At 63.8% G+C, this 22,676-nt stretch carries 23 protein-coding genes; 4 read left to right on the top strand and 19 right to left on the bottom strand.

What is annotated here, in order from left to right; all coding sequences use genetic code 11:
* Positions 1 to 7: 7 nt before the first annotated feature.
* The 18 genes from GEV02_RS27525 to GEV02_RS27610 all read right to left on the bottom strand — a co-directional run bounded on the left by GEV02_RS27525 (position 8) and on the right by GEV02_RS27610 (position 19,268).
* Entirely contained in the window at positions 8 to 679 is a 672-nt protein-coding gene (locus GEV02_RS27525; RefSeq protein WP_152841077.1) for a methyl-accepting chemotaxis protein, read from the bottom strand.
* The gene (locus GEV02_RS27530; protein ID WP_152841078.1) at positions 679 to 1,485 is read right to left on the bottom strand and encodes an ABC transporter ATP-binding protein; all 807 of its coding nucleotides are present in this window, start codon (positions 1,483 to 1,485) and stop codon (positions 679 to 681) included. Before GEV02_RS27530 ends, GEV02_RS27525 begins: the two co-directional genes overlap by 1 nt.
* 12 nt (positions 1,486 to 1,497) lie before the next feature.
* Positions 1,498 to 2,382: a nitrate ABC transporter permease gene (gene ntrB, locus GEV02_RS27535; protein ID WP_152841079.1), complete on the bottom strand. Its 885-nt coding sequence runs from the start codon at positions 2,380 to 2,382 to the stop codon at positions 1,498 to 1,500.
* Between the two features lie 12 nt (positions 2,383 to 2,394).
* Complete coding sequence (locus GEV02_RS27540; protein ID WP_152841080.1) at positions 2,395 to 3,651, bottom strand: CmpA/NrtA family ABC transporter substrate-binding protein; 1,257 nt, start codon at positions 3,649 to 3,651, stop codon at positions 2,395 to 2,397.
* Between the two features lie 246 nt (positions 3,652 to 3,897).
* Positions 3,898 to 4,521 carry an ANTAR domain-containing response regulator gene (locus GEV02_RS27545; RefSeq protein WP_008452630.1) on the bottom strand — a complete coding sequence of 208 codons (624 nt, stop codon included), beginning with the start codon at positions 4,519 to 4,521 and terminating at the stop codon, positions 3,898 to 3,900.
* Positions 4,522 to 4,587: 66 nt separating this feature from the next.
* Entirely contained in the window at positions 4,588 to 5,460 is an 873-nt protein-coding gene (locus tag GEV02_RS27550) for an ABC transporter permease (protein WP_152841081.1), read from the bottom strand.
* Complete coding sequence (locus GEV02_RS27555; protein WP_152841082.1) at positions 5,457 to 6,272, bottom strand: ABC transporter ATP-binding protein; 816 nt, start codon at positions 6,270 to 6,272, stop codon at positions 5,457 to 5,459. The genes GEV02_RS27550 and GEV02_RS27555 overlap by 4 nt, the downstream gene beginning before the upstream one ends.
* Before the next feature lie 4 nt (positions 6,273 to 6,276).
* A complete protein-coding gene (locus GEV02_RS27560) occupies positions 6,277 to 7,278 on the bottom strand; it encodes an ABC transporter substrate-binding protein (protein ID WP_008452636.1) in 1,002 nt (333 codons plus the stop codon).
* 14 nt (positions 7,279 to 7,292) lie between these two features.
* On the bottom strand, positions 7,293 to 8,162 hold the full coding sequence (locus GEV02_RS27565; RefSeq protein WP_152841083.1) for a TauD/TfdA dioxygenase family protein: 870 nt from the start codon (positions 8,160 to 8,162) through the stop codon (positions 7,293 to 7,295).
* 108 nt (positions 8,163 to 8,270) lie between these two features.
* Positions 8,271 to 8,948 (bottom strand): carbonate dehydratase, encoded by a 678-nt coding sequence (gene can, locus GEV02_RS27570; RefSeq protein ID WP_152808701.1) that lies wholly within the window; start codon positions 8,946 to 8,948, stop codon positions 8,271 to 8,273.
* A gap of 102 nt (positions 8,949 to 9,050) precedes the next feature.
* Complete coding sequence (gene dnaJ, locus GEV02_RS27575) at positions 9,051 to 10,178, bottom strand: molecular chaperone DnaJ (RefSeq protein WP_008452642.1); 1,128 nt, start codon at positions 10,176 to 10,178, stop codon at positions 9,051 to 9,053.
* Between the two features lie 176 nt (positions 10,179 to 10,354).
* Positions 10,355 to 12,295: a molecular chaperone DnaK gene (gene dnaK / locus GEV02_RS27580; protein ID WP_008452645.1), complete on the bottom strand. Its 1,941-nt coding sequence runs from the start codon at positions 12,293 to 12,295 to the stop codon at positions 10,355 to 10,357.
* A gap of 119 nt (positions 12,296 to 12,414) precedes the next feature.
* On the bottom strand, positions 12,415 to 12,954 hold the full coding sequence (gene grpE, locus GEV02_RS27585; RefSeq protein WP_152808699.1) for a nucleotide exchange factor GrpE: 540 nt from the start codon (positions 12,952 to 12,954) through the stop codon (positions 12,415 to 12,417).
* A gap of 403 nt (positions 12,955 to 13,357) precedes the next feature.
* On the bottom strand, positions 13,358 to 14,467 hold the full coding sequence (hemH, locus tag GEV02_RS27590) for a ferrochelatase (RefSeq protein ID WP_152841084.1): 1,110 nt from the start codon (positions 14,465 to 14,467) through the stop codon (positions 13,358 to 13,360).
* A gap of 47 nt (positions 14,468 to 14,514) precedes the next feature.
* Positions 14,515 to 15,393 (bottom strand): polysaccharide deacetylase family protein, encoded by an 879-nt coding sequence (locus GEV02_RS27595; RefSeq protein WP_152841085.1) that lies wholly within the window; start codon positions 15,391 to 15,393, stop codon positions 14,515 to 14,517.
* A gap of 14 nt (positions 15,394 to 15,407) precedes the next feature.
* A complete protein-coding gene (gene recN, locus GEV02_RS27600; protein ID WP_152841086.1) occupies positions 15,408 to 17,060 on the bottom strand; it encodes a DNA repair protein RecN in 1,653 nt (550 codons plus the stop codon).
* 15 nt (positions 17,061 to 17,075) lie between these two features.
* Positions 17,076 to 17,984 carry an NAD kinase gene (locus GEV02_RS27605; protein ID WP_152841087.1) on the bottom strand — a complete coding sequence of 303 codons (909 nt, stop codon included), beginning with the start codon at positions 17,982 to 17,984 and terminating at the stop codon, positions 17,076 to 17,078.
* A 147-nt stretch (positions 17,985 to 18,131) separates the two neighbouring features.
* Positions 18,132 to 19,268: a DUF3667 domain-containing protein gene (locus GEV02_RS27610; RefSeq protein ID WP_152841088.1), complete on the bottom strand. Its 1,137-nt coding sequence runs from the start codon at positions 19,266 to 19,268 to the stop codon at positions 18,132 to 18,134.
* Between the two features lie 142 nt (positions 19,269 to 19,410).
* Here GEV02_RS27610 and GEV02_RS27615 point away from each other — a divergent pair, with 142 nt between their 5' ends.
* Genes GEV02_RS27615 through gloA form a run of 4 tightly spaced genes read left to right on the top strand, consistent with a single transcriptional unit; the run spans position 19,411 to position 21,899 of the window.
* The gene (locus tag GEV02_RS27615) at positions 19,411 to 19,662 is read left to right on the top strand and encodes a hypothetical protein (protein WP_152841089.1); all 252 of its coding nucleotides are present in this window, start codon (positions 19,411 to 19,413) and stop codon (positions 19,660 to 19,662) included.
* Positions 19,663 to 19,672: 10 nt separating this feature from the next.
* Positions 19,673 to 20,989 carry a PQQ-dependent sugar dehydrogenase gene (locus GEV02_RS27620; protein WP_152841090.1) on the top strand — a complete coding sequence of 439 codons (1,317 nt, stop codon included), beginning with the start codon at positions 19,673 to 19,675 and terminating at the stop codon, positions 20,987 to 20,989.
* A 12-nt stretch (positions 20,990 to 21,001) separates the two neighbouring features.
* A complete protein-coding gene (locus tag GEV02_RS27625) occupies positions 21,002 to 21,433 on the top strand; it encodes an OsmC family protein (RefSeq protein WP_152841091.1) in 432 nt (143 codons plus the stop codon).
* Between the two features lie 58 nt (positions 21,434 to 21,491).
* Entirely contained in the window at positions 21,492 to 21,899 is a 408-nt protein-coding gene (gene gloA / locus GEV02_RS27630; protein ID WP_152841092.1) for a lactoylglutathione lyase, read from the top strand.
* A gap of 14 nt (positions 21,900 to 21,913) precedes the next feature.
* Here the strand turns inward: gloA and GEV02_RS27635 are convergent, their stop codons facing one another.
* A complete protein-coding gene (locus GEV02_RS27635) occupies positions 21,914 to 22,648 on the bottom strand; it encodes an SDR family oxidoreductase (protein WP_152841093.1) in 735 nt (244 codons plus the stop codon).
* Between the last annotated feature and the right edge of the window lie 28 nt (positions 22,649 to 22,676).

Genomic DNA, 22,676 nt, shown 5'->3' on the forward strand with positions numbered 1-22,676 from the left:
GTTCTCCTTATCCTGCGGCGGCCAGCGCCGCGCTGACCATTTCGTCTATCTCGCCGGTGATGTTGGACAGTACGCCCGCCACCACCGAAAACTCCTTGCCCGCGTTTCCCGCCCGCGCCGCGACGATGCGCGCGTTGAAAGCCACCATACGCGCCTGGCGGTTGATCGTATCGATATCCGTAATCACGCCACGCAGCTGCTTGCGCACCAGGCGCGCGTTCTTCTTCGCCTGCTCTTCGTAGATGCCGGTGATGGTGTTGAGGATCGCCAGCGTCGGCGTGGTGATGCGCACCAGCTCCGCCAGCAGCTCTGCGGCCTGCGACGAGCCTTGCGCGATCGCCTTCAGCGTGCGCTCGCCCAGATCGGCAAAGGCGACGATCAGCCGGTCGCCATCCGGCTTGCCGAAGTAGGCGTCGTGCAGTTCGGGGCAGAACACGCCCGGCAAGCCATCCGCCTCGGCCAACAAGGACTTGTGCGCGCCGCGGAACAGCGCCAGCGCCTCCTGCGCGGTGGCCGCGCCATCCGCATGCCCTTGCGACGCCAGCAGCGCATATAAAACGATGCGCTGCGACGTGAAGCGGCGACGGCCCGACAGATTAATCAACGCGCCGAACACTTCACCGGTCAGCGGCTTCCTGGCGGCGCCCTCCGGCGCCATGGGTGGCGTGGTCATGTCCATCAGGCGGCTTCCTTCGCGGGATGCGCCTGTTTGCGGTACAGGAACTCCAGCACCGCCGTGCGGTACGCCATGTAGCGCGCATCCTGCGCCAGCGCCACGCGGTCGCGTGGACGCTCCAGCTGCACGTCGACGATCTCGCCGATGGTGGCGGCCGGGCCGTTGGTCATCATGACGATGCGGTCCGACAGCAGCACCGCTTCGTCCACATCATGCGTGACCATCACCACCGTCGAACTGGTGGCGGCGACGATCTTCAGCAGCTCGTCCTGCAAATGCGCGCGGGTCAGCGCGTCCAGTGCGCCAAAGGGTTCGTCCATCAACAGCACTTTCGGCTCCATCGCCAAGGCGCGGGCGATGCCGACGCGCTGCTTCATGCCACCCGAGATTTCATGCGGACGCTTGGCCTCCGCCGCCGTCAGGCCAACCAGCGCCAGGGCCTGCATGGTGCGCTCCCGCAGCTGGCTGCGCGATTCAGTCTTGCCGAACACGCGCTCCACGCCGAGGAAGATGTTTTCATAGCAGGTCAGCCACGGCAGCAGCGAGTGGTTCTGGAACACCACCGAGCGCTCCGGCGACGGCCCGGCGATTTCCCGGTTGGCGCATAACAGCACGCCGTCCGTCGGCTTGAGCAAACCGGCGATCAGGTTCAGCAACGTCGACTTGCCGCAGCCCGAGTGGCCGATCAGCGTGATGAATTCGCCCTTGCGCACCGTCAGGTCGATCTCGCGCAGCGCGTGGAACACGCCCTTCCGGGTATGGAACACCATCTCCACGCCTTCGATGTCGATGAATTTTGGCTCGTCCATGATCGCAGTCCTTTAGTTGGATACTTGTTCGTAGGTGAAGGCGCGGGCCAGCGCCATCAGCGCCTGTTCCAGCAGCAGCCCGACCACGCCGATGGCGACGATGGCGATGATGATGTGCGGGACATTGAGGTTGTTCCACTCGTCCCACACCCAGAAGCCGATGCCCACGCCGCCGGTCAGCATCTCCGCCGCGACGATCACCAGCCACGCGGTGCCGATCGACAGCCGCACGCCGGTCAGGATGTAGGGCAGCGCCGACGGCAGCAGGATCTTGGTCAGCACCTTCCACTCCGACAGGTTCAGCACCTTGGCCACGTTCATGTAATCCTGCGGCACGCGCTGCACGCCGACGGCGGTGTTGATAATCATCGGCCAGATCGAGCAGATGAAGATCGACCATATCGCAGCAGGGTTGGCGGACTTGAACACCAGCAGTCCGATAGGCAGCCAGGCCAGCGGCGACACGGGCTTGAGCAGGCTGATAATCGGCCCGAACATGCTGCCGACGAACTGCACGCGGCCGATCAGGAAGCCCAGCGGGATGCCCACCAACGCCGCCAGCCCGAAGCCCACCGCCACGCGCTGCAGCGACGCCAGGATGTTCCAGCCTATGCCCTGGTCGTTCGGGCTTTTGCTGTAGAACGGATCGGAGAACAGCTTGACCGCTTCCTGCAAAGTCGCCAGCGGCGTGGGGAAGGCGCTGTTCTTGATGGTGATGATCTGCCAGACCAGCACCAGCAGCGCAGCCCCCAGCAAGGGCGCGACGATCTTCATCACGGTGGCGGATACCTGCTGCCGCGCGCGCGCCGTGGAGTTGGCGGCAAGCGGGCGGCGTGGACGGCGGATCGGCGCTGCTGCTACCGGTTCGGCGCTATCGGGTTTGAGCATGGCGTTCATGGCATTCCTTTATCAGGCTTTGATCTTGAACGAGGCGGCGAACGCTTTCGGGTTCTTGCCGTCCCATACGGAACCATCCATCATCTTCGAGGTGCGCAGCGGGCTTTTCGGCACCGGCGTCTTGGTCATCGCCGCCGCATCCTTGTACAAATCGATCTGGTTGACCGAGGTGGCGACGGCCAGGTAATCCGGGTCTTCCTTCAGCAGGCCCCAGCGGCGGTGCTGCGTCATGAACCACATGCCGTCCGACAGGTAAGGGAAGTTGACCGCGCCGTCGTTGTAGAACTTCATGTAGTTCTGGTCGTCCCAGGTCTTGCCCAGGCCATTCTGGTAGCGGCCCATGATGCGCTGATCGATCGCATCCTTGCTGGTGTTGACGTAGGATTTGTCGGCGATGACCTCGGCCATCTTGTTCTTGTTGGCCAGCGAGGAGTCGATCCATTTGCCGGCATCGAGGATGGCGGCCATCATCGCGCGGCAGGTGTTCGGATACTTCTTGGCGAATTCCAGCGTCGAGCCGAGCACCTTCTCCGGATGGTCCTTCCAGATGTCCTGGGTGGTGGTGGCGGTGATGCCCACGCCGTCCATGATGGCGCGGTGGCCCCACGGTTCGCCCACGCAGAAGCCGTCCATATTCCCGACCCGCATATTGGCCACCATCTGCGGCGGCGGCACGGTGATAACCTTGGCGTCCTTCATCGGATTGATGCCGTTCGCGGCCAGCCAGTAGTAGAGCCACATCGCGTGGGTGCCGGTCGGGAAGGTCTGGGCGAAGGTGTATTCGCGTTTGTCGGTCTGCATCAGCTTTGCCAGCGACGGGCCGTCGACGGCGCCCTTGTCGGACAGCTTCTTCGACAGCGTGATGGCCTGGCCGTTGTTGTTGAGGCCCATGAGCACCGCCATGTCCTTTTTCTGGCCGCCTATGCCCATCTGCACGCCGTAAAGCAGGCCATATAGCACATGGGCTGCATCGAGATCGCCATTGGCCAGCTTGTCGCGCACGCCGGCCCAGGAGGCCTCTTTGCTCAGCACGAATTTGACGCCGTATTTTTTATCGAAGCCCAGCACCGACGCCATCACCACCGACGCGCAATCGGTCAGCGGAATGAAGCCGATCTTGACTTCTTCCTTCTCCGGCTTGTCCGAACCCGCCGCCCACACTCCACCCGTCGACAAACCCAGCATGCTTCCTCCCGCCACAAGACCTGCGCTTTGAATGATTTGCCGGCGCTTGGTATCGACGCCGGCTTGTTGTTCTTCGTATTCCATCGCAAATCTCCAAAAAAAAAGTCTACCCAGCGCGAACGGATTCGCGTGTGTAGACGTCGTTGTCTGGTGGACCTCACCGCCGTTGGCGAGGTACAGCAAGCGCATCGTTGCACTTGCCTACAGGCTATGCAATGACCATGCCAGCAAGTCTTCAGGGGGAAAAGGAGGGAAACCGGAGAGCGGCAGCGCCGCGTGATGGCGCAGAAAACGCACCGCGATTGCGCAGTGCATCATTTTGGACGGGATTTAGCCGAGCAGGTCTTCTACATCGATGATGCGCTGAGCCACCTCGGACAGCTTGAGGTTTTTGCTCATGGCCATGCTGCGCAGCTTTTGATAGGCCTGCTCTTCGCTGAAACGTTGGCGCTCCATTAACAGGCCTTTGGCGCGCTCGATGATCTTGCGCTCGGCCAGCTTGCTCTTGGTGTCGGACAGTTCATCGAGCAGCTTCTGCTCGCGTTTGAAGCGTGCCAGCGCCACTTGCAGCACCGGCTTGATGCGGTCGCTCTGCAGGCCGGCCACGATGTAAGCCGACACTCCGGCCGCCATGGCGGCCTCCATGCTCTCGGTGTCGTCGCTTTCGGTGAACATGACGATGGGGCGGCGCTCGTCGCGGGTGGCGATGACGATGTGCTCCAGCACGTCGCGTGCGTCGGACTCGGCGTCGACGATAATCATGTCGGGCTGAAGCTGGGCGATGCGCTCGGGCAGGTACATGTCCGGCGGCAGTGAGGCGATGATGTCGTAGCCCGCTTCCAGCAGGCCTATGCGCAACGCGCGCGCGCGTTCGGCCTGCGCGAGCAGGGAGGCGTCATCTTCGTCGCCGGCATGGATGATGGTGTTGACGACCACTATGCGTAAATGTTTCATGACTCTTCTACAAGCAAGAATCAAACCATTCTACGGCACAAGCTCGTCTGTCTGCCAGACTATCCCTTATCTCTGCATGCCCCAGCGGCGTATCGTCAGGCTTTCCAGTGGACGGAAAACCACGTTCTCCACCAGCAGGCCTATCAGGATGACGGCGGCCAGGCCGGCGAATACCTTGTCGGTATAGAGCTCGTTGCGGTTCTGGAAAATGTACCAGCCCAGGCCGCCCTGGCCGGCCGTGGTGCCGAATACCAGCTCGGCGGCGATCAGCGTGCGCCAGGCGAAGGCCCAGCCTATCTTCAGCCCGGCGAGGATGGATGGCAGCGCGGCCGGCACCAGGATGTGCAGCACCAGGCGCAAGCCGCGCAGGCCGTAGTTGCGGCCGGCCATGCGCAGGGTGTCGGGCACGCTCTGGAAGCCGGCGTAGGCGCCCAGCGCCAGCGGCCACAGTACGGCGTGCACGATGACGAAGATCAGGCTGGCGCGGCCCAGGCCGAACCACAGCAGCGCCAGGGGTAGCAGCGCGATGGCTGGCAGAGGGTTGAACATGGAGGTGAGCGTTTCCAGCAGGTCGCGGCCGATGCGGGTGGACGCGGCCAGCGCGGTCAGGACGAAAGCGGCCAGCACACCTACCGCGTAGCCTTGCAGCAGGACGGCCAGCGAGGCGCGCACGCGGTCGAGCAGTTCGCCGCTGGCGATGCCGGCGATGAAGGCTTGTGCGGTTTGCAGGAAGGTCGGCAGCAGCAGGTCGTTGTCGGTCCAGATGGCGGCGGCTTGCCACACGGCGGCCAGCAGGAGCAGGATGAAGAACTTGCGCAGCCATGTCTGCTGCCATGCGCGCTGCAGCGGCGGTGCGGCGACGGCCACTGTGCGCGGCGCATGGTCGGCGGGGATGTATTCGTATTCCTGGCGGATCGGTGGATCGAAGGACAAGCTCATAGCGCGACGCTCCGGTCGAGCGGCGTCGCGATGACAGGCGCGTCGAACAGCAGGCTGTGGATGCGTTGTGCGGCGGCCTGGAACTCGGCGCTGCCAGCGCTGTGCAGGTCGAACTGGTGGCTGTTCAACTCCGCCCTCACCTGCCCCGGATGCGGCGACAACAACAAGATGCGGTTCCCCACCACCAGCGCCTCCTCGATCGAGTGCGTGACGAACAGCAGCGTGAAGCGCAGCTCTTCCCACAAGCGTCCCAGCTCCTCCTGCATATTGCGCCGCGTGAGCGCATCCAGCGCGGCAAAGGGTTCGTCCATCAGCAGCACTTCCGGCTGCATGGCGAGCGCGCGCGCAATCGCCACGCGCTGCTTCATTCCGCCGGACAGGGTATGCGGATGAGCGTTCTCAAAGCCACCCAGGCCCACCTTGGCGATCCAGTGCATCGCCCGCTCCTCCGCCTGATGACGGCGCAAGCGCTTGGTCATCAGCAGCGGGAACATCACGTTCTCCTTCACCGTCTTCCACGGCGGCAGCTGGTCGAACTCCTGGAACACCACGATGCGGTCCGGCCCCGGCCCCGTCACGGCCACGCCATCGATGCTGATGCTGCCGGCGCTGGGCGCCAGAAACCCCGCCGCCGCCTTCAGCAACGAAGACTTGCCGCAGCCGGAAGGCCCCAGCAGCACAAAACGGTCCCCCCGATACACGTCGAAGCTGACGTCATGCGTCGCCCGCGTGCCGCCGTATTCGAGGCTCACACCGCTGGCCTTCAACAAAGGCGCAACCGCACCAACGGGCCGCACGACTTGCAGTGTCATGATCTCATCCGCCCTGGGTGATGACCGGGTCGTCGAAGAAGTAGTCGCGCCAGCTGGCCGGCTGCTTCTTGATCGCGCCGACGCGGTACAGGAACTGCGACAGGCCGTAAGTATTCTGCGGCTCCACGCTGAACTGCACCTGCGGGTTCTTGATAATCTTCAGCAGCAGGTTGCGATCCACCTTGCTCTTGCTGACGCGGATGTACGCATCGGCCGCGCCCTCGGGATTGCTGCTGGCGTATTTGGCCGCCTCCGCCAGCGCGGCGGTGAAGGCGCGATAAGTCTTGGGATTCTCGTTGCGGAACTTCTCGGTCGCATACAGCACGGTGGCCGAACTCGGGCCGCCCAGCACGTCGTAGGAATTCAAAATGATGTGCGCGTTCGGATTGCCGGCCAGCTCCTGCTCCTGGAACGGCGGGTTGCCGAAGTGGCCGTTGATCTCCGTACCGCCAGCAATGACGGCCGCCGTTGCATCCGGGTGCGGCAAGGTCTGGGTGAATTTATCGAGCCGCGCAAAGTCCTTCTCGCCCCACTGCTTGGCCGCCGCATACTGCAAAATGCGCGACTGCACCGACACCGTCACCGCCGGCAGCGCGATGCGGTCCTTCTCGGTCAGGTCGGCGATGGACTTCACCTTCGGGTTATTGCTGACCAGGTAGTAAGGGAAGCTGCCCAGCGACGCCACGCCTTTCACGTTCTGCCTGCCCGAGGTGCGGTCCCAGATCGTCAGTAGCGGACCGACGCCGGCGCCGGCGATATCGATGGCGCCGGACAGCAGCGCATCGTTGACGGCCGAGCCGCCCGACAGCTGCGTCCACTCGACCTTCACGTCCACGCCGTTCTTGCGGCCCTGCTTTTCGATCAGCTGCTGGTCCTGCGCGATGTTCAGCAGCAGGTAGACCACGCCGAACTGCTCGGCGATGCGGATGCGACCTTCGGCCTGCGCGGCGGTGGCGAAGCTGAGCGCGAGGGCGGCGGCGATCACGCGGGAAGTCAATCTGGACATGGGTTTCCTTGAAATTAGAAAGGCGTGTCGCCTTCAATAGTGGTGCGATACAGCTTGCGACGCAGATGGTCCGGCGTGCCGCCGGCCAGGTGCATCAGCGAGCGGTTATCCCAGAACACCAGGTCGTGCGGCGCCCAGCGATGGCGGTACACATGCTCGGGCAGCACGCTGTGCGCAAACAGCTCGGCCAGCAGTGCGCGGCTTTCGTCCGGCGGGATGCCGACGATGCGCGTGGTGAAATGCTCGCTGACGAACAGCGCCTTGCGGCCCGTCTCCGGGTGTGTGCGCACCACCGGATGCATGACCGGGCGCACCTCGGCGATCTGCTCCGGCGTCAGCGGCGGACGGTAGGGATTGCGGCGGCGCAGCTCCTCGTACTGCGCCAGATAGCTGTGCTCCGCGCGCGCACCCTGCACCGCGAAGCGCAAGGCCGCAGGCAAGGTGTCCCAGGCCAGGTGCATATTGGCGAACAGCGTATCGCCGCCTTCGGCCGGCAGCTCCTGCGCGTGCAGCATCGAGCCCAGGCTGGGCGTCTCTTTGTACGACAAATCGGAATGCCAGAAGTGGCCGGCGTCGCCAAGGCCGATCGGCTTGCCGTCTTCGATGATGTTGGAGATGACCAGCACCTCCGGATTCGAAGGCAGCTGGAAATTGCGCAGCACATGGATTTGCAACCGGCCGAAACGGCGGCTGAAATCGACCTGCTGCCGTGGTGTGATGCGCTGGTCGCGGAACACCAGCAGGTGGTGCTCCAGGTGCGCCTTGTGGATGCGGTCGAACGCCCGTGGAGACAAGGGATGGTTCAGGTCCAGTCCCAGGATCTCGGCGCCGAGCGGCGCGTCGAACAGTTCGATGTCAAAAGCGGGTTGGAGAACGGCAGACATGGCACACGCCCAGTGAATGAGTATGTGCCCAGTCTATGCCGCTTCCCTTATTTAGAAAACGAAGCTTACCTGATATCGATATACAGAATCTTTATCAGCCCCGCCTTATCAGCCCTGATCCGCTTCGTACTCGCTCAGACGCTTGGCCACGCGTGGCGCCAGTTCGTGGGCGGCGGTGACGGTCATTTCCAGATCGTGCAGCTTGCCGTCCTTCAGGCCGTAGACCCAGCCGTGCACCGTGACGTTCTGGCCGCGGTCCCATGCGTCCTGCACGATGGTGGTCTGGCAGACGTTGGACACCTGCTCGACCACGTTCAGCTCGCACATGCGTTCCGCGCGCAGCTTGCTGGTCAACACATCGCCGAGGTAGCGCTCATGCTTCTGGTGCACGTCCTGCACGTGGCGCAGCCAGTTGTCGGCCAGGCCGACGCGGGTGCCGGTCATGGCAGCGTGCACGCCCTTGCAGCCGTAGTGGCCGACGATGATGACGTGCTTGACCTTCAGCACATCGATCGCGAACTGCAACACCGACAGCGCGTTCAAGTCCGAGTGCACCACCACGTTGGCGATGTTGCGGTGAACGAAAACGTCGCCCGGGGCCAGGCCCAGCAGCTCGTTCGCCGGCACGCGGCTGTCGGAGCAGCCTATCCACAGGTATTCCGGCGACGCTTGCTGCGCCAGGCGGTTGAAGAAGTCGGGATCGCGCTCGACTTCGGATTCGGCCCAGCGGCGGTTGTTTGCCAGCAGGTCGCGCAACGGGGAATTGCTGTTGTCCAGATCACTCATGATGCTCCTCTCGTACATAAGAAGACCGCCGGTCCGCCCGGAAAGGGTGGCGCGGCGGTCCGATATTACCAAGACTGCATGACGTCGCAGTTACTTAAACCTCTACTCAAAAAAGTCTTTCACCTTGTCGCGCCAGGTCTTGCTTTGCGGGCTGTGCTTGGCGCCGCCCTCGGTGGTGAGCTTTTCGAAATCGCGCAGCATGTCCTTCTGCTTCTCGGTCAGCTTGACCGGAGTCTCGACCGCCACGTGGCAGAACAGATCGCCCGCGAAGCCGGAACGCACGCCCTTGATGCCCTTGCCCTTGAGGCGGAAGGTCTTGCCCGACTGGGTGCCTTCAGGGATCGTGAACGATACTTTACCAGACAACGTCGGCACCTCGATATCGCCGCCCAGCGCCGCCTTGGCGAAGGAGATCGGCATTTCGCAGTGCAGGTCGTCGCCTTCGCGCTGGAACACCGAGTGCGGCTTGATGTGGATTTCCACATACAGGTCGCCCGAAGGTCCGCCGTTGGTGCCCGGTTCGCCGTTGCCGGACGAGCGGATACGCATGCCGTTGTCGATGCCGACCGGGATCTTCACTTCCAGCGTCTTGTTGCGCTTGATGCGGCCCTGGCCGGCGCAGGCTGCGCATGGCTCGGGGATGATCTTGCCGGTGCCGTGGCATTTCGGGCAGGTCTGCTGGATGCTGAAGAAGCCCTGCTGCATGCGCACCTGGCCGTGGCCGGCGCAGGTCGAGCACGTGACCGGCGAGGTGCCGGGCTTGGCGCCCGAACCGTGGCAGGTGTCGCACTTGTCCCAGGACGGTACGCGGATCGTGGTATCGAAGCCGTGGGCGGCCTGTTCCAGCGTGATCTCCAGGTTGTAGCGCAGGTCGGCGCCGCGATACACCTGCGGGCCTTGGCCGCGGCCGCGTCCACCGCCGAAGATATCGCCGAAGATGTCGCCGAAGGCATCGCCGAAACCGCCGGCGCCGCCGCCGAAGCCACCGCCGCCACCCATGTTCGGATCGACGCCGGCGTGACCGTAACGGTCATACGCTTCGCGCTTCTCCGGATTGGTCAGCATCTCGTAGGCTTCTTTGACTTCCTTGAATTTTTCTTCCGACTCTTTGCTATCCGGATTGCGGTCCGGATGGTACTTCATCGCCAGTTTGCGATAAGACTTCTTGATCTCGTCTTCCGACGCATTTTTTGCGACACCAAGTGTCTCGTAGAAATCTCGCTTTGCCATATTGTCGGCACCTTGCTGTATTTATACTGATGTACTGTTTATGCTAAAAAGCCGAGCCGGTGCCGCAGAGGCGGCGACTCGGCTCGGCTTGTCGTTCCCGCAGAAGCGGGAACCCATGCTGAGCGACTGCGGATGCTCGGTATGGATTCCCGCCTGCGCGGGAATGACGCCGGCGATTACTTGCTGTCTTTAACTTCTTTGAAGTCGGCGTCGACCACGTCGTCCTGCGGCTTGGCCTGCTCGGCGCCTGGCTGTGCGCCGCCTTCAGCGCCGCCGGCTGCGGCTTGCTGCGCCTGCATGTCGGCGTACATCTTCTCGCCCAGCTTCTGCGAAGCGGTCGACAGCGATGCCACTTTGGCGTCGATCTCGGCCTTGTCGCCAGCCTTGATCGAACCTTCCAGGTCGGTGATCGCAGCTTCGATTTTTTCCTTCTCGCCGGCTTCCAGCTTGTCGCCGTATTCGGTCAGCGATTTGCGGGTCGAGTGCACCAGCGCGTCGGCCTGGTTGCGCGATTCGGCCAGCTCTTTCACTTTCTTGTCTTCTTCGGCGTTGACTTCGGCATCCTTCACCATCTTCTGGATCTCAGCTTCGGTCAGGCCGGAGTTGGCCTTGATCGTGATCTTGTTTTCTTTGCCGGTGGCCTTGTCTTTCGCGCCGACGTGCAGAATGCCGTTGGCGTCGATGTCGAAGGTCACTTCGATCTGTGGCGTGCCGCGTGCTGCCGGCGGGATGCCTTCCAGATTGAATTCGCCCAGGCCCTTGTTGCCGGCCGCGATTTCACGCTCACCCTGGTAGACCTTGATGGTCACGGCAGGCTGGTTGTCGTCGGCGGTCGAGAACACTTGCGAGAACTTGGTAGGAATCGTGGTGTTCTTGTGGATCATCTTGGTCATCACGCCGCCCAGGGTTTCGATACCCAGCGACAGAGGCGTCACGTCCAGCAGCAGCAAGTCCTTGCGCTCGCCCGACAGCACGGAGCCCTGGATGGCGGCGCCGACAGCGACGGCTTCGTCCGGGTTCACGTCCTTGCGCGGATCTTTGCCGAAGAACTCTTTAACTTTTTCCTGCACCTTAGGCATACGGGTCATACCGCCGACCAGGATGATGTCGTCGATGTCCGAAACCTTGACGCCGGCATCCTTGATCGCGGTGCGGCATGGTTCCATGGTCGCGTTGATCAGTTCCTCGACCAGCGATTCCAGCTTGGCGCGGGTCATCTTCAGGGTCAGGTGGACCGGCGCGCCGTTCGCCATGGCGATGTACGGCTCGTTGATTTCGGTCTGCTGCGACGACGACAGTTCGATCTTCGCGCGCTCGGCCGAAGCCTTGATGCGCTGCAGGGCGATCGGATCTTTTTTCAGGTCCAGGCCGTTGATCTTCTTGAACTCGTCGATGATGTAATCGATGATGCGCTGGTCGAAGTCTTCGCCGCCCAGGAAGGTGTCGCCGTTGGTCGACAGCACTTCGAATTGTTTTTCGCCATCGACGTCGGCGATCTCGATGATCGACACGTCGAAGGTACCGCCGCCCAAGTCATACACGGCGATCTTGCGGTCGCCCTTGTCGGTCTTGTCCAGGCCGAAAGCCAGTGCGGCCGCGGTTGGTTCGTTGATGATGCGCTTGACGTCCAGGCCCGCGATACGGCCGGCATCCTTGGTGGCCTGGCGCTGCGAGTCGTTGAAGTACGCAGGCACGGTGATGACGGCTTCGGTGACTTCTTCACCGAGGTAGTCTTCTGCCGTTTTCTTCATCTTGCGCAGCACTTCAGCCGAGATTTGCGGCGGAGCCAGTTTTTTGTCGCGCACGCCGATCCATGCATCGCCGTTGTCGGCTTTCATGATCGAGTAAGGCATCAGGCCGATGTCCTTCTGCACTTCTTTTTCGTCGAACTTGCGGCCGATCAGACGTTTGACGGCGAACAGCGTGTTCTTCGGGTTGGTGACAGCCTGGCGTTTTGCCGGCGAGCCGACGAGAATTTCACCATCTTCTTGGTAAGCAATGATCGATGGCGTCGTGCGTGCGCCTTCGGCGTTTTCGATTACCTTTGGCTGACCGTTTTCCATGATGGAAACGCAGGAATTCGTGGTTCCCAGATCGATACCGATAATTCTACCCATGATTTTTCTTCCTTATTTGCTAAAGTTCAGATGGTACTAATATGTGGAAAAGCTGTATGTTTTCAAGTGCTTAGTTCGGCGAAATTTACTATTGTTCGTCGCGGCACTGCCGCGACTCACTATTTCGCTTGCGCCGCGGTCACGATGGCGGGACGCAGCAGGCGGTCCGCGATCATATAGCCTTTTTGCAACACGGAAACAACCGTATTGGCTTCCTGGTCGGCAGGCACGACGGCGACAGCCTGGTGCTTGTTCGGGTCCAGCTTCTCGCCCTGGGCCGGCAGGATTTCCAGCAGGCGGTTTTTCTCGAAGGCCGACGACAGCTGCTTGAGCGTCATTTCCACGCCTTCTTTCAGCGATTCGATCGATGGCGTTTCGACCTTCAGGGCCATTTCCAGGCTGTCCTTGACCGGCACCATGGCTTCGGCGAAGCTTTCAACGGCGAACTTGTGGGCCTTGGCCACGTCTTCCTGGGCGCGGCGGCGGATGTTTTCACCGTCGGCTTTGGCGCGCATGAAAGCGTCGTGCATCTCGGCCAGTTTCGCTTCGGTGGCCGACAGCTGCTCCTCCAGGGATGGCTGCTGGTCAGGAGTCGATGGCGCGGCCGGCGCTGCGTCCGCCTCTGGATTAGGTACGGCTTGGTTTTCCTGATCTTGCATCTATAGACTCCTACTATCGTGTTTGTTTGACATTACTTTCTTACTGCACCGGCTGCAAATGGGGCGATAACCTATGTTTTCAAGGGGTATTCTGCTCGCCATTTAATCAGCGCCGCCGTGCGCTGCCTCACAAACAAGCCCATGTAACAAGCGTTACAAAACTTCATCTGTGCAGGCTCTACTATTTTGCAGCGCAGCGTCTAAGCTGTATTAAAGACAACCGTTTCCGGGAGCGCATCCATCATGAAGTTGCCACTGATCGCAGCATCCATCCTGGTGTATATCGTCTTGGCGACGGCATGGATATGCTATGCCGCCGATCCCATCAGCCGGCTATTTTAACAGGCTGGCACTCGTCACCCGCAAGTGCTGATTACGGTGAGTGTGGCGCGGTTGTCTCTTTTCAGTCGGCGGCGCCGAGTTTGAGGGCGGCTGCGCGGCCGATTTCCGCATCGGCCTTCGCTTCCTCGTGCTGGGCGGCAGGCATCTGCGTCGGCCAGCCGATCATGTGCTGCTCGGCAATTTCCGCCATGGCGGCGATCCAGGCCGGCGATTCGTTCAGGCAAGGGATGTAGTGGAATTCCCGGCCGCCAGCCTGTTCGAAGTCGTGCCGGACTTCCATCGAGATCTCCTCCAGCGTTTCCAGGCAGTCGCTGATGAAGCCGGGGCACAGCACGTCCACCCGCTTGACGCCGGCGCGGGCCAGCTGGGCGATGGTCGGCGCCGTGTACGGCTGCAGCCACTCGGCCTTGCCGAAGCGCGACTGGAAGGTGACGATGTATTGATCCGGCGTCAGCTTCAGGGCGGCGGCCAGCAGGCGCGCGGTTTTCAGGCATTCGCAGTGGTAGGGATCGCCCAGCATCAGGGTGCGCTTGGGCACGCCGTGGAAGCTCAGCACCAGCTTGTCCGGACGGCCGTGGGCGTCCCAGTGCGCCTGCACCGACAGGCGCAGCGCGCGGATATAGGCTTCGTGGTCGTGGTAGTTGCGCACGAAGCGCAGCTCGGGAATGTTGCGCACCGTGCCGTAGTGGTCGAACACGGCGTCGTAGATCGAGCCGGTGGTGGTGCCGGAATATTGCGGATAGGCGGGCAGCACGGCGATGCGTTCGACGCCGTCGGCCTTCAGTTTGCTCAGCACCTCTGGCAGCGACGGCGAGCCGTAGCGCATCGCCATGGCGACGGTGAAGTTGTGGTGGCCGCGTTCGCCGAGCGCGCCGCGCAGCTGCTGGGCCTGGGCGGCGGTGTGCACCTTCAGCGGCGAGCCTTCGCGGGTCCAGATCGACGCGTATTTTTTCGCCGACTGGCCGGAGCGGAACGGCAGGATGATCAGGTTGAGGATGAACCACCACACGGCGCGCGGAATCTCGACCACGCGCGGATCGGACAGGAATTCCTTCAGATAGCGGCGCACCGCCGAGCGGGTGGGCGCGTCGGGCGTGCCCAGGTTGACCAGCACGATGGCGCTGCGGCCCACCGTGCCGTGCTTATGAGGCGGTTCTTTTAAGAAGGTCATGTAGGCCAATGGCAGTGTGTATAAGACAGCTTGCCATTATAGTTAGCCTAGCGCAGCGATGGTTGAAAATCGGCGTCGGTGACCATGCCGAACTCGAAGCCGCCCGCCAGCAGGCCGGCGACGATGGCGTCCAGGCTTTTCAGCGTATTCGGATGAATCTCGTGCATCAGGATGATGCCACCGCGGCGCGCGCGGGCGGCGGCCAGCACATGGCCGACGTAGTCGCCCTGGAACTGGCGCGGCACACCGCAGGTAATCGCTTCGCGGGCGTCGATGGCGCCGGTGCGGTCGTAGGCCCAGTCGCAGGAATCGATATGCCAGCCGACGATCTTGTAGCCATGCTCGCGCACCAGCTGGTTGGTTTCGCAGGTCGAATTGCCGTAGGGGTAGCGGAACAGCTTGGGGCCGTCCTGGCCGGCCAGGCTGTCGGTACGCAGCACTTCGCTGGTCTGGCGGGCGAGGTCGATGTCGTGGAAGTTCGGATGGCTCCACGAATGGTTGGCGACCACGTCGTGCCCGGCCGCGCGCACCTTGGCCACCAGCTCGGGATACTGCTGCGCCTTCTCGCCGATCATGAAGAAGGTCGCGTGGATATGGTACTTCTTCAGCACGGCCAGGATGTTCTCGGTGCCCGGTGCGGTGGGGCCGTCGTCGAAAGTCAGCGCCACGCGGTTCAGCGGCGGCGGCGTGGCGATGTCGGACTCGTAGCGGCAACGCCCTTCCAGCACCTCCGGCTCCACAGCCAGGCGCTCGTTGAGGCGCTTGAAGTGATGGTGGCGGATCGCCGCCGCTTCATCCAGTGGCGCGCCGGGCACCGGCGACAATTGCGAAGGTGCTTGCGGAGGTGCTTGTGGCGGCACTTGTGCGGCGGCCAGCGCCCAGTGGCTGGCCGCGATCAGGCCAGCCGCGATTAGCATGCGTTTCATTCGATTGTTCCGATTCAGGAGGCCAGCAATTCGCGCGCGTGCTTGCGCGTGGTGGCGGTGATTTCCAGGCCGCCCAGCATGCGCGCCACTTCTTCGACGCGGGCCTTGGCATCGAGCACGTCGATGCGCGAGGCGGTCTTGCCGTTGTCCAGCGTGCCCTTGGCCACCTGGAAGTGCTGGCCCGCCTGGCTGGCCACCTGCGGCAAGTGCGTCACGCACAGCACCTGGCGCTCCTGGCCCAGACGGCGCAGCAAGCGCCCCACGACTTCGGCCACGCCGCCGCCGATGCCGCTGTCCACTTCATCGAAGATCAGCGTCGGCGTGGTGGTGGCGTTCGACGTGATCACCGAGATCGCCAGCGAGATGCGCGCCAGCTCGCCGCCCGAAGCCACCTTGGCCAGCGAACGCGGCGCCACGCCTGCATGGCCGGCCACCAGAAACTCCACCTGCTCCAGCCCATGCGCACCGGGCTCGCCGGCGTTCAGCGCGACCTCGAAGCGGCCGCCCGTCATGTTCAATTCCTGCATCGCCTTGGTGACGGCGTCGCTCAGCTGGCGGGCCGCGACGGTGCGCGTGGCGGACAGGCGCAGCGCCTGTTCCATGTAGGCCGCCTTGAGCTTCTCTTCCTGCTTGCGCAAGCCTTCGATGTCGCTGGCGTCGGCGATCTGCGACAGGCGCTCGGCCAGCTTCGCATGCTCTTCCGGCAGCTGCTCCTCGGTGACGCGGAACTTGCGCGCCGCCGAATGGATCGCGTCCATGCGCGCCTCCACCGTGCGCAGGCGCGCCGGGTCGAGGTCCACGCGGTCGAGATAGTCGTTGAGCGCATACACGGCTTCCTGCAACTGGATGCGCGCCGGTTCGATCAGGTCGACGATGGCTTGCAGGCCGGTGTCGATGCCGGCCAGCTTGCCCAGCTTCTGATTGAGCGACGACAGCTGCGACAGGATGGGATGGTCCTCCGCCTCCGAGATCACGGCCAGCGCCTCCTGCGCGCCCTCCAGCAGGCTGGCGGCGTGCGACAAGCGGCTCTGCTCATTGGTGATCTCGGCCCACTCGCCCGGTTTGACGGCCAGCTTTTCCAGCTCGTTGACCTGCCACTCCAGACGCTCGCGTTCATACAGCACGTTGGCGGCGTTGGTCTCGAATTCCTCCAGCTGCCGCGCCAGCGCGCGCCAGGCCCTGTATGCCAGCGACACCGCCTTCACATCGCCGCCGGCGCCGGCCTGGCTGTCGAGCAGCACGCGCTGCGCCTCGGTCTTCATCAGCGACTGGTGCGCGTGCTGGCCGTGGATATCGACCAGCATGTCGCCGATCTCGCGCAGCTGCGCCGCCGTCGCCGCGATGCCGTTGATGTAGGCCTTGCTGCGGCCGGCGTTGTCGATCACGCGGCGCAGCAGCGCGCCGCCCTCTTCCACCGCGAATTCGTTGGCGGCCAGCCAGTCGCGCGCCTGCTCGCTGAGCGCGAAATCGGCCGTGATGTCGGCCTTGGCCGCGCCCTCGCGCACCACGCTGGCGTCGCCCCGGCCGCCCAGCGCCAGCGTCAGCGCGTCGATCAGGATCGATTTGCCGGCGCCGGTCTCGCCGGTGAAGACGGTGAAGCCTGCGGAGAATTCCAGTTCGATGGTGTCGACGATGACGAAATCACGGATGGACAGAGTACGGAGCATGGAGGCCTGGTGAGGTTAATTGAGTTTGCCTTCGCCGGAAGGATATTCATTCCAGTGCAGCTTTTCGCGCAGCGTGTTGTAGTAGCTCCAGCCTTCCGGATGCAGGAAGGTGATCGAATGCGGCGAGCGCTGGATGACGATGCGGTCCTGCGCCTGCAGGCTGGCGAAGGTCTGCATGTCGAAGTTGACGCTGATGTCGCGCCCGCGCACGATCTCCACCACGATCTCGCTGGACTCGGGCAGCACGATGGGCCGGTTCGACAGCGCGTGCGGCGCGATCGGCACCAGCACGATGCCGCCCAGGCTGGGATGCAGCAGCGGCCCGCCGGCCGACAGCGCATACGCGGTGGAGCCGGTGGGCGTCGAGATAATCAAGCCGTCGGAACGCTGGTTGTACATGAAGTGGCCGTCGACATCGACGCGCAGCTCGGCCATGCCGGCGCCGCCGCCGCGCGACACCACGACATCGTTGACGGCCAGGCCGACGTGAATGATTTCGCCGTTGCGCATCACGCGCCCTTCGAGCAGCGTGCGGCGCTCGGCCTTGTAGCGGCCGGCCAGGATCTTGGGCAGCACATCGAGCATGGCGTCGAGCGGGATGTCGGTCATGAAGCCCAGGCGGCCCTGGTTGATGCCGATCAGCGGCACGTCGAACGGCGCCAGCTGGCGCGCGATGCCCAGCATGGTGCCGTCGCCGCCCATGACGATGGCGGCGTCGCAGTGGGCGCCGATTTCGGTGGCGCTCATCACCCGCACGTTGGCCATCTCGAAGCCGAGATGGGCGGCGGTCTGCTCTTCAAACACCGCCGTGTAGCCATCGTTTTGCAGGAAGTCGACCACGCTGCGCACCGATTCGGCGATGCCGTCGGTGTTCTGGCGCACGACCAGTGCGATGGTTTGATAAACGGCGGGCGTGGCGGTCATAAAAATCTCGGCAAAAGGGTGAGGTCGGCGACACGCAGCAGAGTAACCCATAACGCAGGCTTCTGCTATCACCCGCCCGCCTCACAACTGTACATTTAAACAGTATTTTGCGCAGTATAGTGTGCGGGCGGCCAGACTGCAAGGACCTCAGTGGGCGCCGACGCTCATGATCCCGCCCAGCATCGACAGCAGGATCGCCAGGCCGACCGCCATCGAGTAGAAAGTCATCAGCGTCCCCCAGCGGAAGAACACGCCCCAGCGGCTGCCGCCGTACACGCGCCGCATCGCCCACGGCAGATAGCCCAGCAGCCAGCACCACAGCACGAACGAGACGAAGGCCGATGGCACCAGCAGGATCACGCTGTAGATGAAGAAGGCGAAGGCGTTGGTGTGCAGCGCGAACAGCAGGTGCTCGCCGAAACGCTTGCCCGAGCCCAGATACAGCACCTTGAGGAACAGCGCGAACACCGGCATCAGGCAGAAGATGGCGTACGGCGCGTAGTGGTAGAAGCCTTCGGTGAAGACCTTGCCCTTTTCGCCGCTCGGCAGGTCTTCGAACGCCTGCCACTTGTGCTTGAGCGTCGGCCAGCGGTTGAGGAAATCGCCTTCCTTGTCCAGCAAGCTGACGTTGAGATTATCGTCATCGTCATCGTCCTTGCCGTCGACCGTGTCCTTCTCTATTTGCCTGGCCTTCTCGCTGCGCTTTTCCTTGCGCCGCTCCTTGCGCTCGGCTGCGCGCGTGGCGGCGGACGACTCCTCCAGCTTGAAATCCTTTTGCATGTCCTCAATCGCCGCTTCGGCAGCGGCCTTGCCGCGCTGCTCTTCCGGCGTCAGCGGCTTGAGCTTTTCGCTGGTTTTCTCCTGCACCTTGGCGGCGTTGCGGGCGATGTCGACGGCCGACGTGGCCACGGCCGTCTCGGGCTTGTCGTTGTCCTGGCCATTCAGCGCAAATCCGCCGCTGAACTTCATGATCGCGAAAAACAGCAGGCTCAGCGTGAGATACAGGCGCAGCGGCTGCACGAAACGCACGCGGCGGCCGCGGATGTATTCCAGCGTCAGCGCGCCGGGGCGGAACAGCAGGCGCATCACCGTGCCCCACAGCTTGCCTTCCAGCGCCACGTAGTGGCCGACAAACTCGTGCAGGAATTCGCGCGTGCTGGCGTGGTGCAGAATGGCTTCCTGGCCGCAGTTCGCGCAGAAGTGGCCGCTGACCACCGCCTCGCAGTTGGGACAAGTGGCCGGCGCCGCGTGGGCGTCGTGTTCCAGATTCACAGCAGTGCTCATGCAAACTTCCTGATCGGTTAGGGCGTGGAAAAAGTGGAGAAATGATAAACGACTTCAGCAGATAGTTGTCAGAATTCAATGTGGCGACCGTGGAAAAAACAACTGGTTAAGATGGCTTTCAATCACAGCACCGGAGGACGCCATGAAAGACGCGCACGTCAATACGAAGGCCAAGGTGGAGAACGACGGCGTCAAGCGCATGCCGCACGAGCGCGACGAAACGCCGGACGCGCAGGGCGCCAAGCCGCGCAGCGTCATGAAGCAGGCCGCCAGCGACATCGAGCGGGGCTTGGTCGACACCGACCTGCACAACCAGCCCGGCGTGGAAAAAACCCGCGCCTCCGGGCCCGCGCCCGCCACCGCCCAGCCGCAACCCGGCAACAAACGCGACTGAGCGGCGCGCCATGAAATTCCTTCACGCGGCCATTGCCGCCCTGCTGGCCGCGCCAGCGGTCTGGGCCCAGACCTATCCGGCCGGCTACGGCCCCAACGCCGTGCTGCCGGAGCCGCAGCGCACGCTGATCCCGACCGTCAACGTGGCGCCGGCCGTCGCCTGGCAAGGCCAGGACCAGCCGCGCACCGCGCCCGGCTTCCACGTCACCGCCTATGCGCGCGGGCTCGACCATCCGCGCTGGGTGTACACGCTGCCCAACGGCGACGTGCTGGTGGCCGAGACCAACGCCCCGCCCAAGCCCGACGACAGCAAGGGTATCAAGGGCAAGATCATGCAGTACGAGATGAAGAAAGCCGGCGCCGTCACGCCGTCGGCCAACCGCATCACGCTGCTGCGCGGGCTGGACGCCAGCGGCGCGGCGCAAAGCCAGACCGTCTTCATCAAGGGGCTGAACTCGCCGTTCGGCATGGCGCTGGTCGGCAACATGCTGTACGTGGCCGACACCGACGCCATCCTGCGCTTCCCCTACCAGGAAGGCGCGACCGCGCTCAGCGCGCCCGGCGTCAAGGTGATGGACCTGCCGGCCGGCACCATCAACCACCACTGGACCAAGAACCTCATCGCCAGCCCGGACGGCAAGTACCTGTATGTGACGGTCGGCTCCAACAGCAACGTCGGCGAGAACGGCCTCGACGCCGAAACCGGCCGCGCCGCGATCTGGCAGCTGGAGCTCGCCACCAGCAAGTCGCGCCTGTACGCGACCGGGCTGCGCAACGCCAACGGCATGGGCTGGGAGCCGCACAGCAAAACCCTGTGGACCACGGTCAATGAGCGGGACGAGCTGGGCAACGACCTGGTGCCGGACTATATGACCTCGGTGAAGGAAGGCGGCTTCTATGGCTGGCCGTACAGCTACTACGGCCAGCACGTCGACAGCCGCGTCTCGCCGCAGAAGCCCGAGCTGGTGGCGAAAGCGATCGCACCCGACTACGCGCTGGGCGGCCACACCGCCTCGCTGGGGCTGGCGTTCTACGACGGCCGGTTGTTCCCGCCGGCTTACCAGGGCGGCGTGTTCATCGGCCAGCACGGCTCGTGGAACCGCAAGCCGCACAGCGGCTACAAGGTGGTGTTCGTGCCTTTCGCCGGCGGCAAGCCGTCCGGCCCGCCGCAGGATTTCCTGTTCGGCTTCCTCGACAACTCCGGCAAGGCGCATGGGCGTCCGGTCGGCGTGGCGGTCGATCGACAAGGCGCGCTGCTGGTGGCGGACGACGTCGGCAACATCATCTGGCGCGTGGCGCCTTCCGCTACCACAACCGCAAGCAAATAAGGAGTGACCATCATGAGCAGCAAACACACAGGTTCGGCAGTATGGAGCGGCGGTCTGAAAGACGGCGGCGGCAGGATATCCACGCAAAGCGGCGTGCTCGACGGGGTCGAGTACGGCTTTCATTCGCGCTTTGAAGGCGGCCCCGGCACCAATCCGGAAGAGCTGATCGGCGCGGCCCACGCGGGCTGCTTCACGATGGCGCTGTCCGGCGTGCTGGCCGAGGCCGACCTGACCGCGCAAAACCTCAGCACCACGGCCACCGTCACGCTGGACAAGGTGGACGGCAGCTTCGCCATCACCGAAGTGCACCTGAACCTGGTGGCCACCATCGCCGGCGCCGACCAGCAGAAATTCGAGGCGGCGGCGCGCAAGGCCAAGGAGAACTGCCCGGTCTCCAAGCTGCTGAACGCGCACATCACGCTGGACGCGCGGCTGGAGAGCTGAGCAGGGTTGCGGCAAAACGCATAGAATTCTGGTTTATCCGTTCCCACGAAAGACCACGATGCGTATTCTGCACACCATGCTGCGGGTCGGCGACCTCCAGCGCTCGATCGATTTCTACACCAAGGTACTCGGCATGAAGCTGCTGCGCACCAGCGACAATCCCGAGTACCAGTACACGCTGGCCTTCCTCGGCTACGGCGCCAACCCGGAGCACGCCGAGCTGGAGCTGACCTACAACTACGGCCAGACCAGCTACGAGCTGGGCACGGCCTACGGCCACATCGCCATTTCCGCCGACGACATCGTCAGCGCCTGCACGGCGGTCAAGGCCAACGGCGGCGCCGTCACGCGCGAGCCGGGTCCGGTCAAGGGCGGCTCGACCGTGATCGCCTTCGTCACCGACCCGGACGGCTACAAGATCGAGCTGATCGAACGCAGCTTCGACGGCCAGGGCGCCGGCCTGTAAAACCGGCCTCGGCCCTACACCAGGCCGCCGTTGGCGCGCAGCGTCTGGCCGTTGACCCAGCCGCCGTCGCGGCCGGCCAGGAAGGCGACCGCGCCGGCGATATCGTCCGGCTGGCCCAGCCGTTCCAGCGGCGCCATCGTGGCCAGGCGCTCGATGGCTTCCGGCGTTTTCCCGTCCAGGAACAGCGCGGTGGCGGTCGGGCCGGGCGCGACGGCGTTGACCGTGATCTGCTTGCCGCGCAACTCCTTGGCCAGGATGTTGGTCATCACTTCGATCGCGCCCTTGATGGCGGCGTACACCGCGTAGCCGGGCAGCGCCAGTCCGATCACACTGCTGGAAAAATTGATGATGCGGCCGCCGTGCTGCAAGCGGGCGGCCGCTTCGCGCATGCTGTTGAAACTGCCTTTGAGGTTGACCGCCACCAGGCGGTCGAAGGTGTCGTCGTCGGTGTCGGCCAGCTGCGGCAGCGCCGGCGGCATGATGCCGGCGTTGTTGACCAGCACGTCCACCCGGCCCAGCCGGGCGATGGCGGCGTCGAACAGGTGGCGCACGGCGGCGGAGTCGGCCACGTCGGCCTGGATGGCGACGGCGCTGCCGCCGGCCTGTTCGATGGCGGCCACCACTTTGTCGGCCTCGGCGGCGTTGCCCGCATAGTTGACGACCACGGCGTAGCCGTCCCGGGCCAGGCGGCGGGCGATGGCGGCGCCGATGCCGCGCGATGCGCCGGTGACGATGGCAACTTGTTTCATGGTCCTGCTCCTTCGGTGGATTGGTGTG

The organism is Rugamonas aquatica, from assembly GCF_009380215.1.
In the GTDB taxonomy this organism is placed as follows: domain Bacteria; phylum Pseudomonadota; class Gammaproteobacteria; order Burkholderiales; family Burkholderiaceae_D; genus Rugamonas; species Rugamonas aquatica_B.

What these genes read in the sequence shown, in the direction of transcription:
- GEV02_RS27525 (WP_152841077.1), bottom strand. Translation starts at nt 679, where the DNA reads ATGGACATGACCACGCCACCCATGGCGCCGGAGGGCGCCGCCAGGAAG.
- GEV02_RS27530 (WP_152841078.1), bottom strand. Translation starts at nt 1,485, where the DNA reads ATGGACGAGCCAAAATTCATCGACATCGAAGGCGTGGAGATGGTGTTC.
- ntrB (WP_152841079.1), bottom strand. Translation starts at nt 2,382, where the DNA reads ATGAACGCCATGCTCAAACCCGATAGCGCCGAACCGGTAGCAGCAGCG.
- GEV02_RS27540 (WP_152841080.1), bottom strand. Translation starts at nt 3,651, where the DNA reads ATGGAATACGAAGAACAACAAGCCGGCGTCGATACCAAGCGCCGGCAA.
- GEV02_RS27545 (WP_008452630.1), bottom strand. Translation starts at nt 4,521, where the DNA reads ATGAAACATTTACGCATAGTGGTCGTCAACACCATCATCCATGCCGGC.
- GEV02_RS27550 (WP_152841081.1), bottom strand. Translation starts at nt 5,460, where the DNA reads ATGAGCTTGTCCTTCGATCCACCGATCCGCCAGGAATACGAATACATC.
- GEV02_RS27555 (WP_152841082.1), bottom strand. Translation starts at nt 6,272, where the DNA reads ATGACACTGCAAGTCGTGCGGCCCGTTGGTGCGGTTGCGCCTTTGTTG.
- GEV02_RS27560 (WP_008452636.1), bottom strand. Translation starts at nt 7,278, where the DNA reads ATGTCCAGATTGACTTCCCGCGTGATCGCCGCCGCCCTCGCGCTCAGC.
- GEV02_RS27565 (WP_152841083.1), bottom strand. Translation starts at nt 8,162, where the DNA reads ATGTCTGCCGTTCTCCAACCCGCTTTTGACATCGAACTGTTCGACGCG.
- can (WP_152808701.1), bottom strand. Translation starts at nt 8,948, where the DNA reads ATGAGTGATCTGGACAACAGCAATTCCCCGTTGCGCGACCTGCTGGCA.
- dnaJ (WP_008452642.1), bottom strand. Translation starts at nt 10,178, where the DNA reads ATGGCAAAGCGAGATTTCTACGAGACACTTGGTGTCGCAAAAAATGCG.
- dnaK (WP_008452645.1), bottom strand. Translation starts at nt 12,295, where the DNA reads ATGGGTAGAATTATCGGTATCGATCTGGGAACCACGAATTCCTGCGTT.
- grpE (WP_152808699.1), bottom strand. Translation starts at nt 12,954, where the DNA reads ATGCAAGATCAGGAAAACCAAGCCGTACCTAATCCAGAGGCGGACGCA.
- hemH (WP_152841084.1), bottom strand. Translation starts at nt 14,467, where the DNA reads ATGACCTTCTTAAAAGAACCGCCTCATAAGCACGGCACGGTGGGCCGC.
- GEV02_RS27595 (WP_152841085.1), bottom strand. Translation starts at nt 15,393, where the DNA reads ATGAAACGCATGCTAATCGCGGCTGGCCTGATCGCGGCCAGCCACTGG.
- recN (WP_152841086.1), bottom strand. Translation starts at nt 17,060, where the DNA reads ATGCTCCGTACTCTGTCCATCCGTGATTTCGTCATCGTCGACACCATC.
- GEV02_RS27605 (WP_152841087.1), bottom strand. Translation starts at nt 17,984, where the DNA reads ATGACCGCCACGCCCGCCGTTTATCAAACCATCGCACTGGTCGTGCGC.
- GEV02_RS27610 (WP_152841088.1), bottom strand. Translation starts at nt 19,268, where the DNA reads ATGAGCACTGCTGTGAATCTGGAACACGACGCCCACGCGGCGCCGGCC.
- GEV02_RS27615 (WP_152841089.1), top strand. Translation starts at nt 19,411, where the DNA reads ATGAAAGACGCGCACGTCAATACGAAGGCCAAGGTGGAGAACGACGGC.
- GEV02_RS27620 (WP_152841090.1), top strand. Translation starts at nt 19,673, where the DNA reads ATGAAATTCCTTCACGCGGCCATTGCCGCCCTGCTGGCCGCGCCAGCG.
- GEV02_RS27625 (WP_152841091.1), top strand. Translation starts at nt 21,002, where the DNA reads ATGAGCAGCAAACACACAGGTTCGGCAGTATGGAGCGGCGGTCTGAAA.
- gloA (WP_152841092.1), top strand. Translation starts at nt 21,492, where the DNA reads ATGCGTATTCTGCACACCATGCTGCGGGTCGGCGACCTCCAGCGCTCG.
- GEV02_RS27635 (WP_152841093.1), bottom strand. Translation starts at nt 22,648, where the DNA reads ATGAAACAAGTTGCCATCGTCACCGGCGCATCGCGCGGCATCGGCGCC.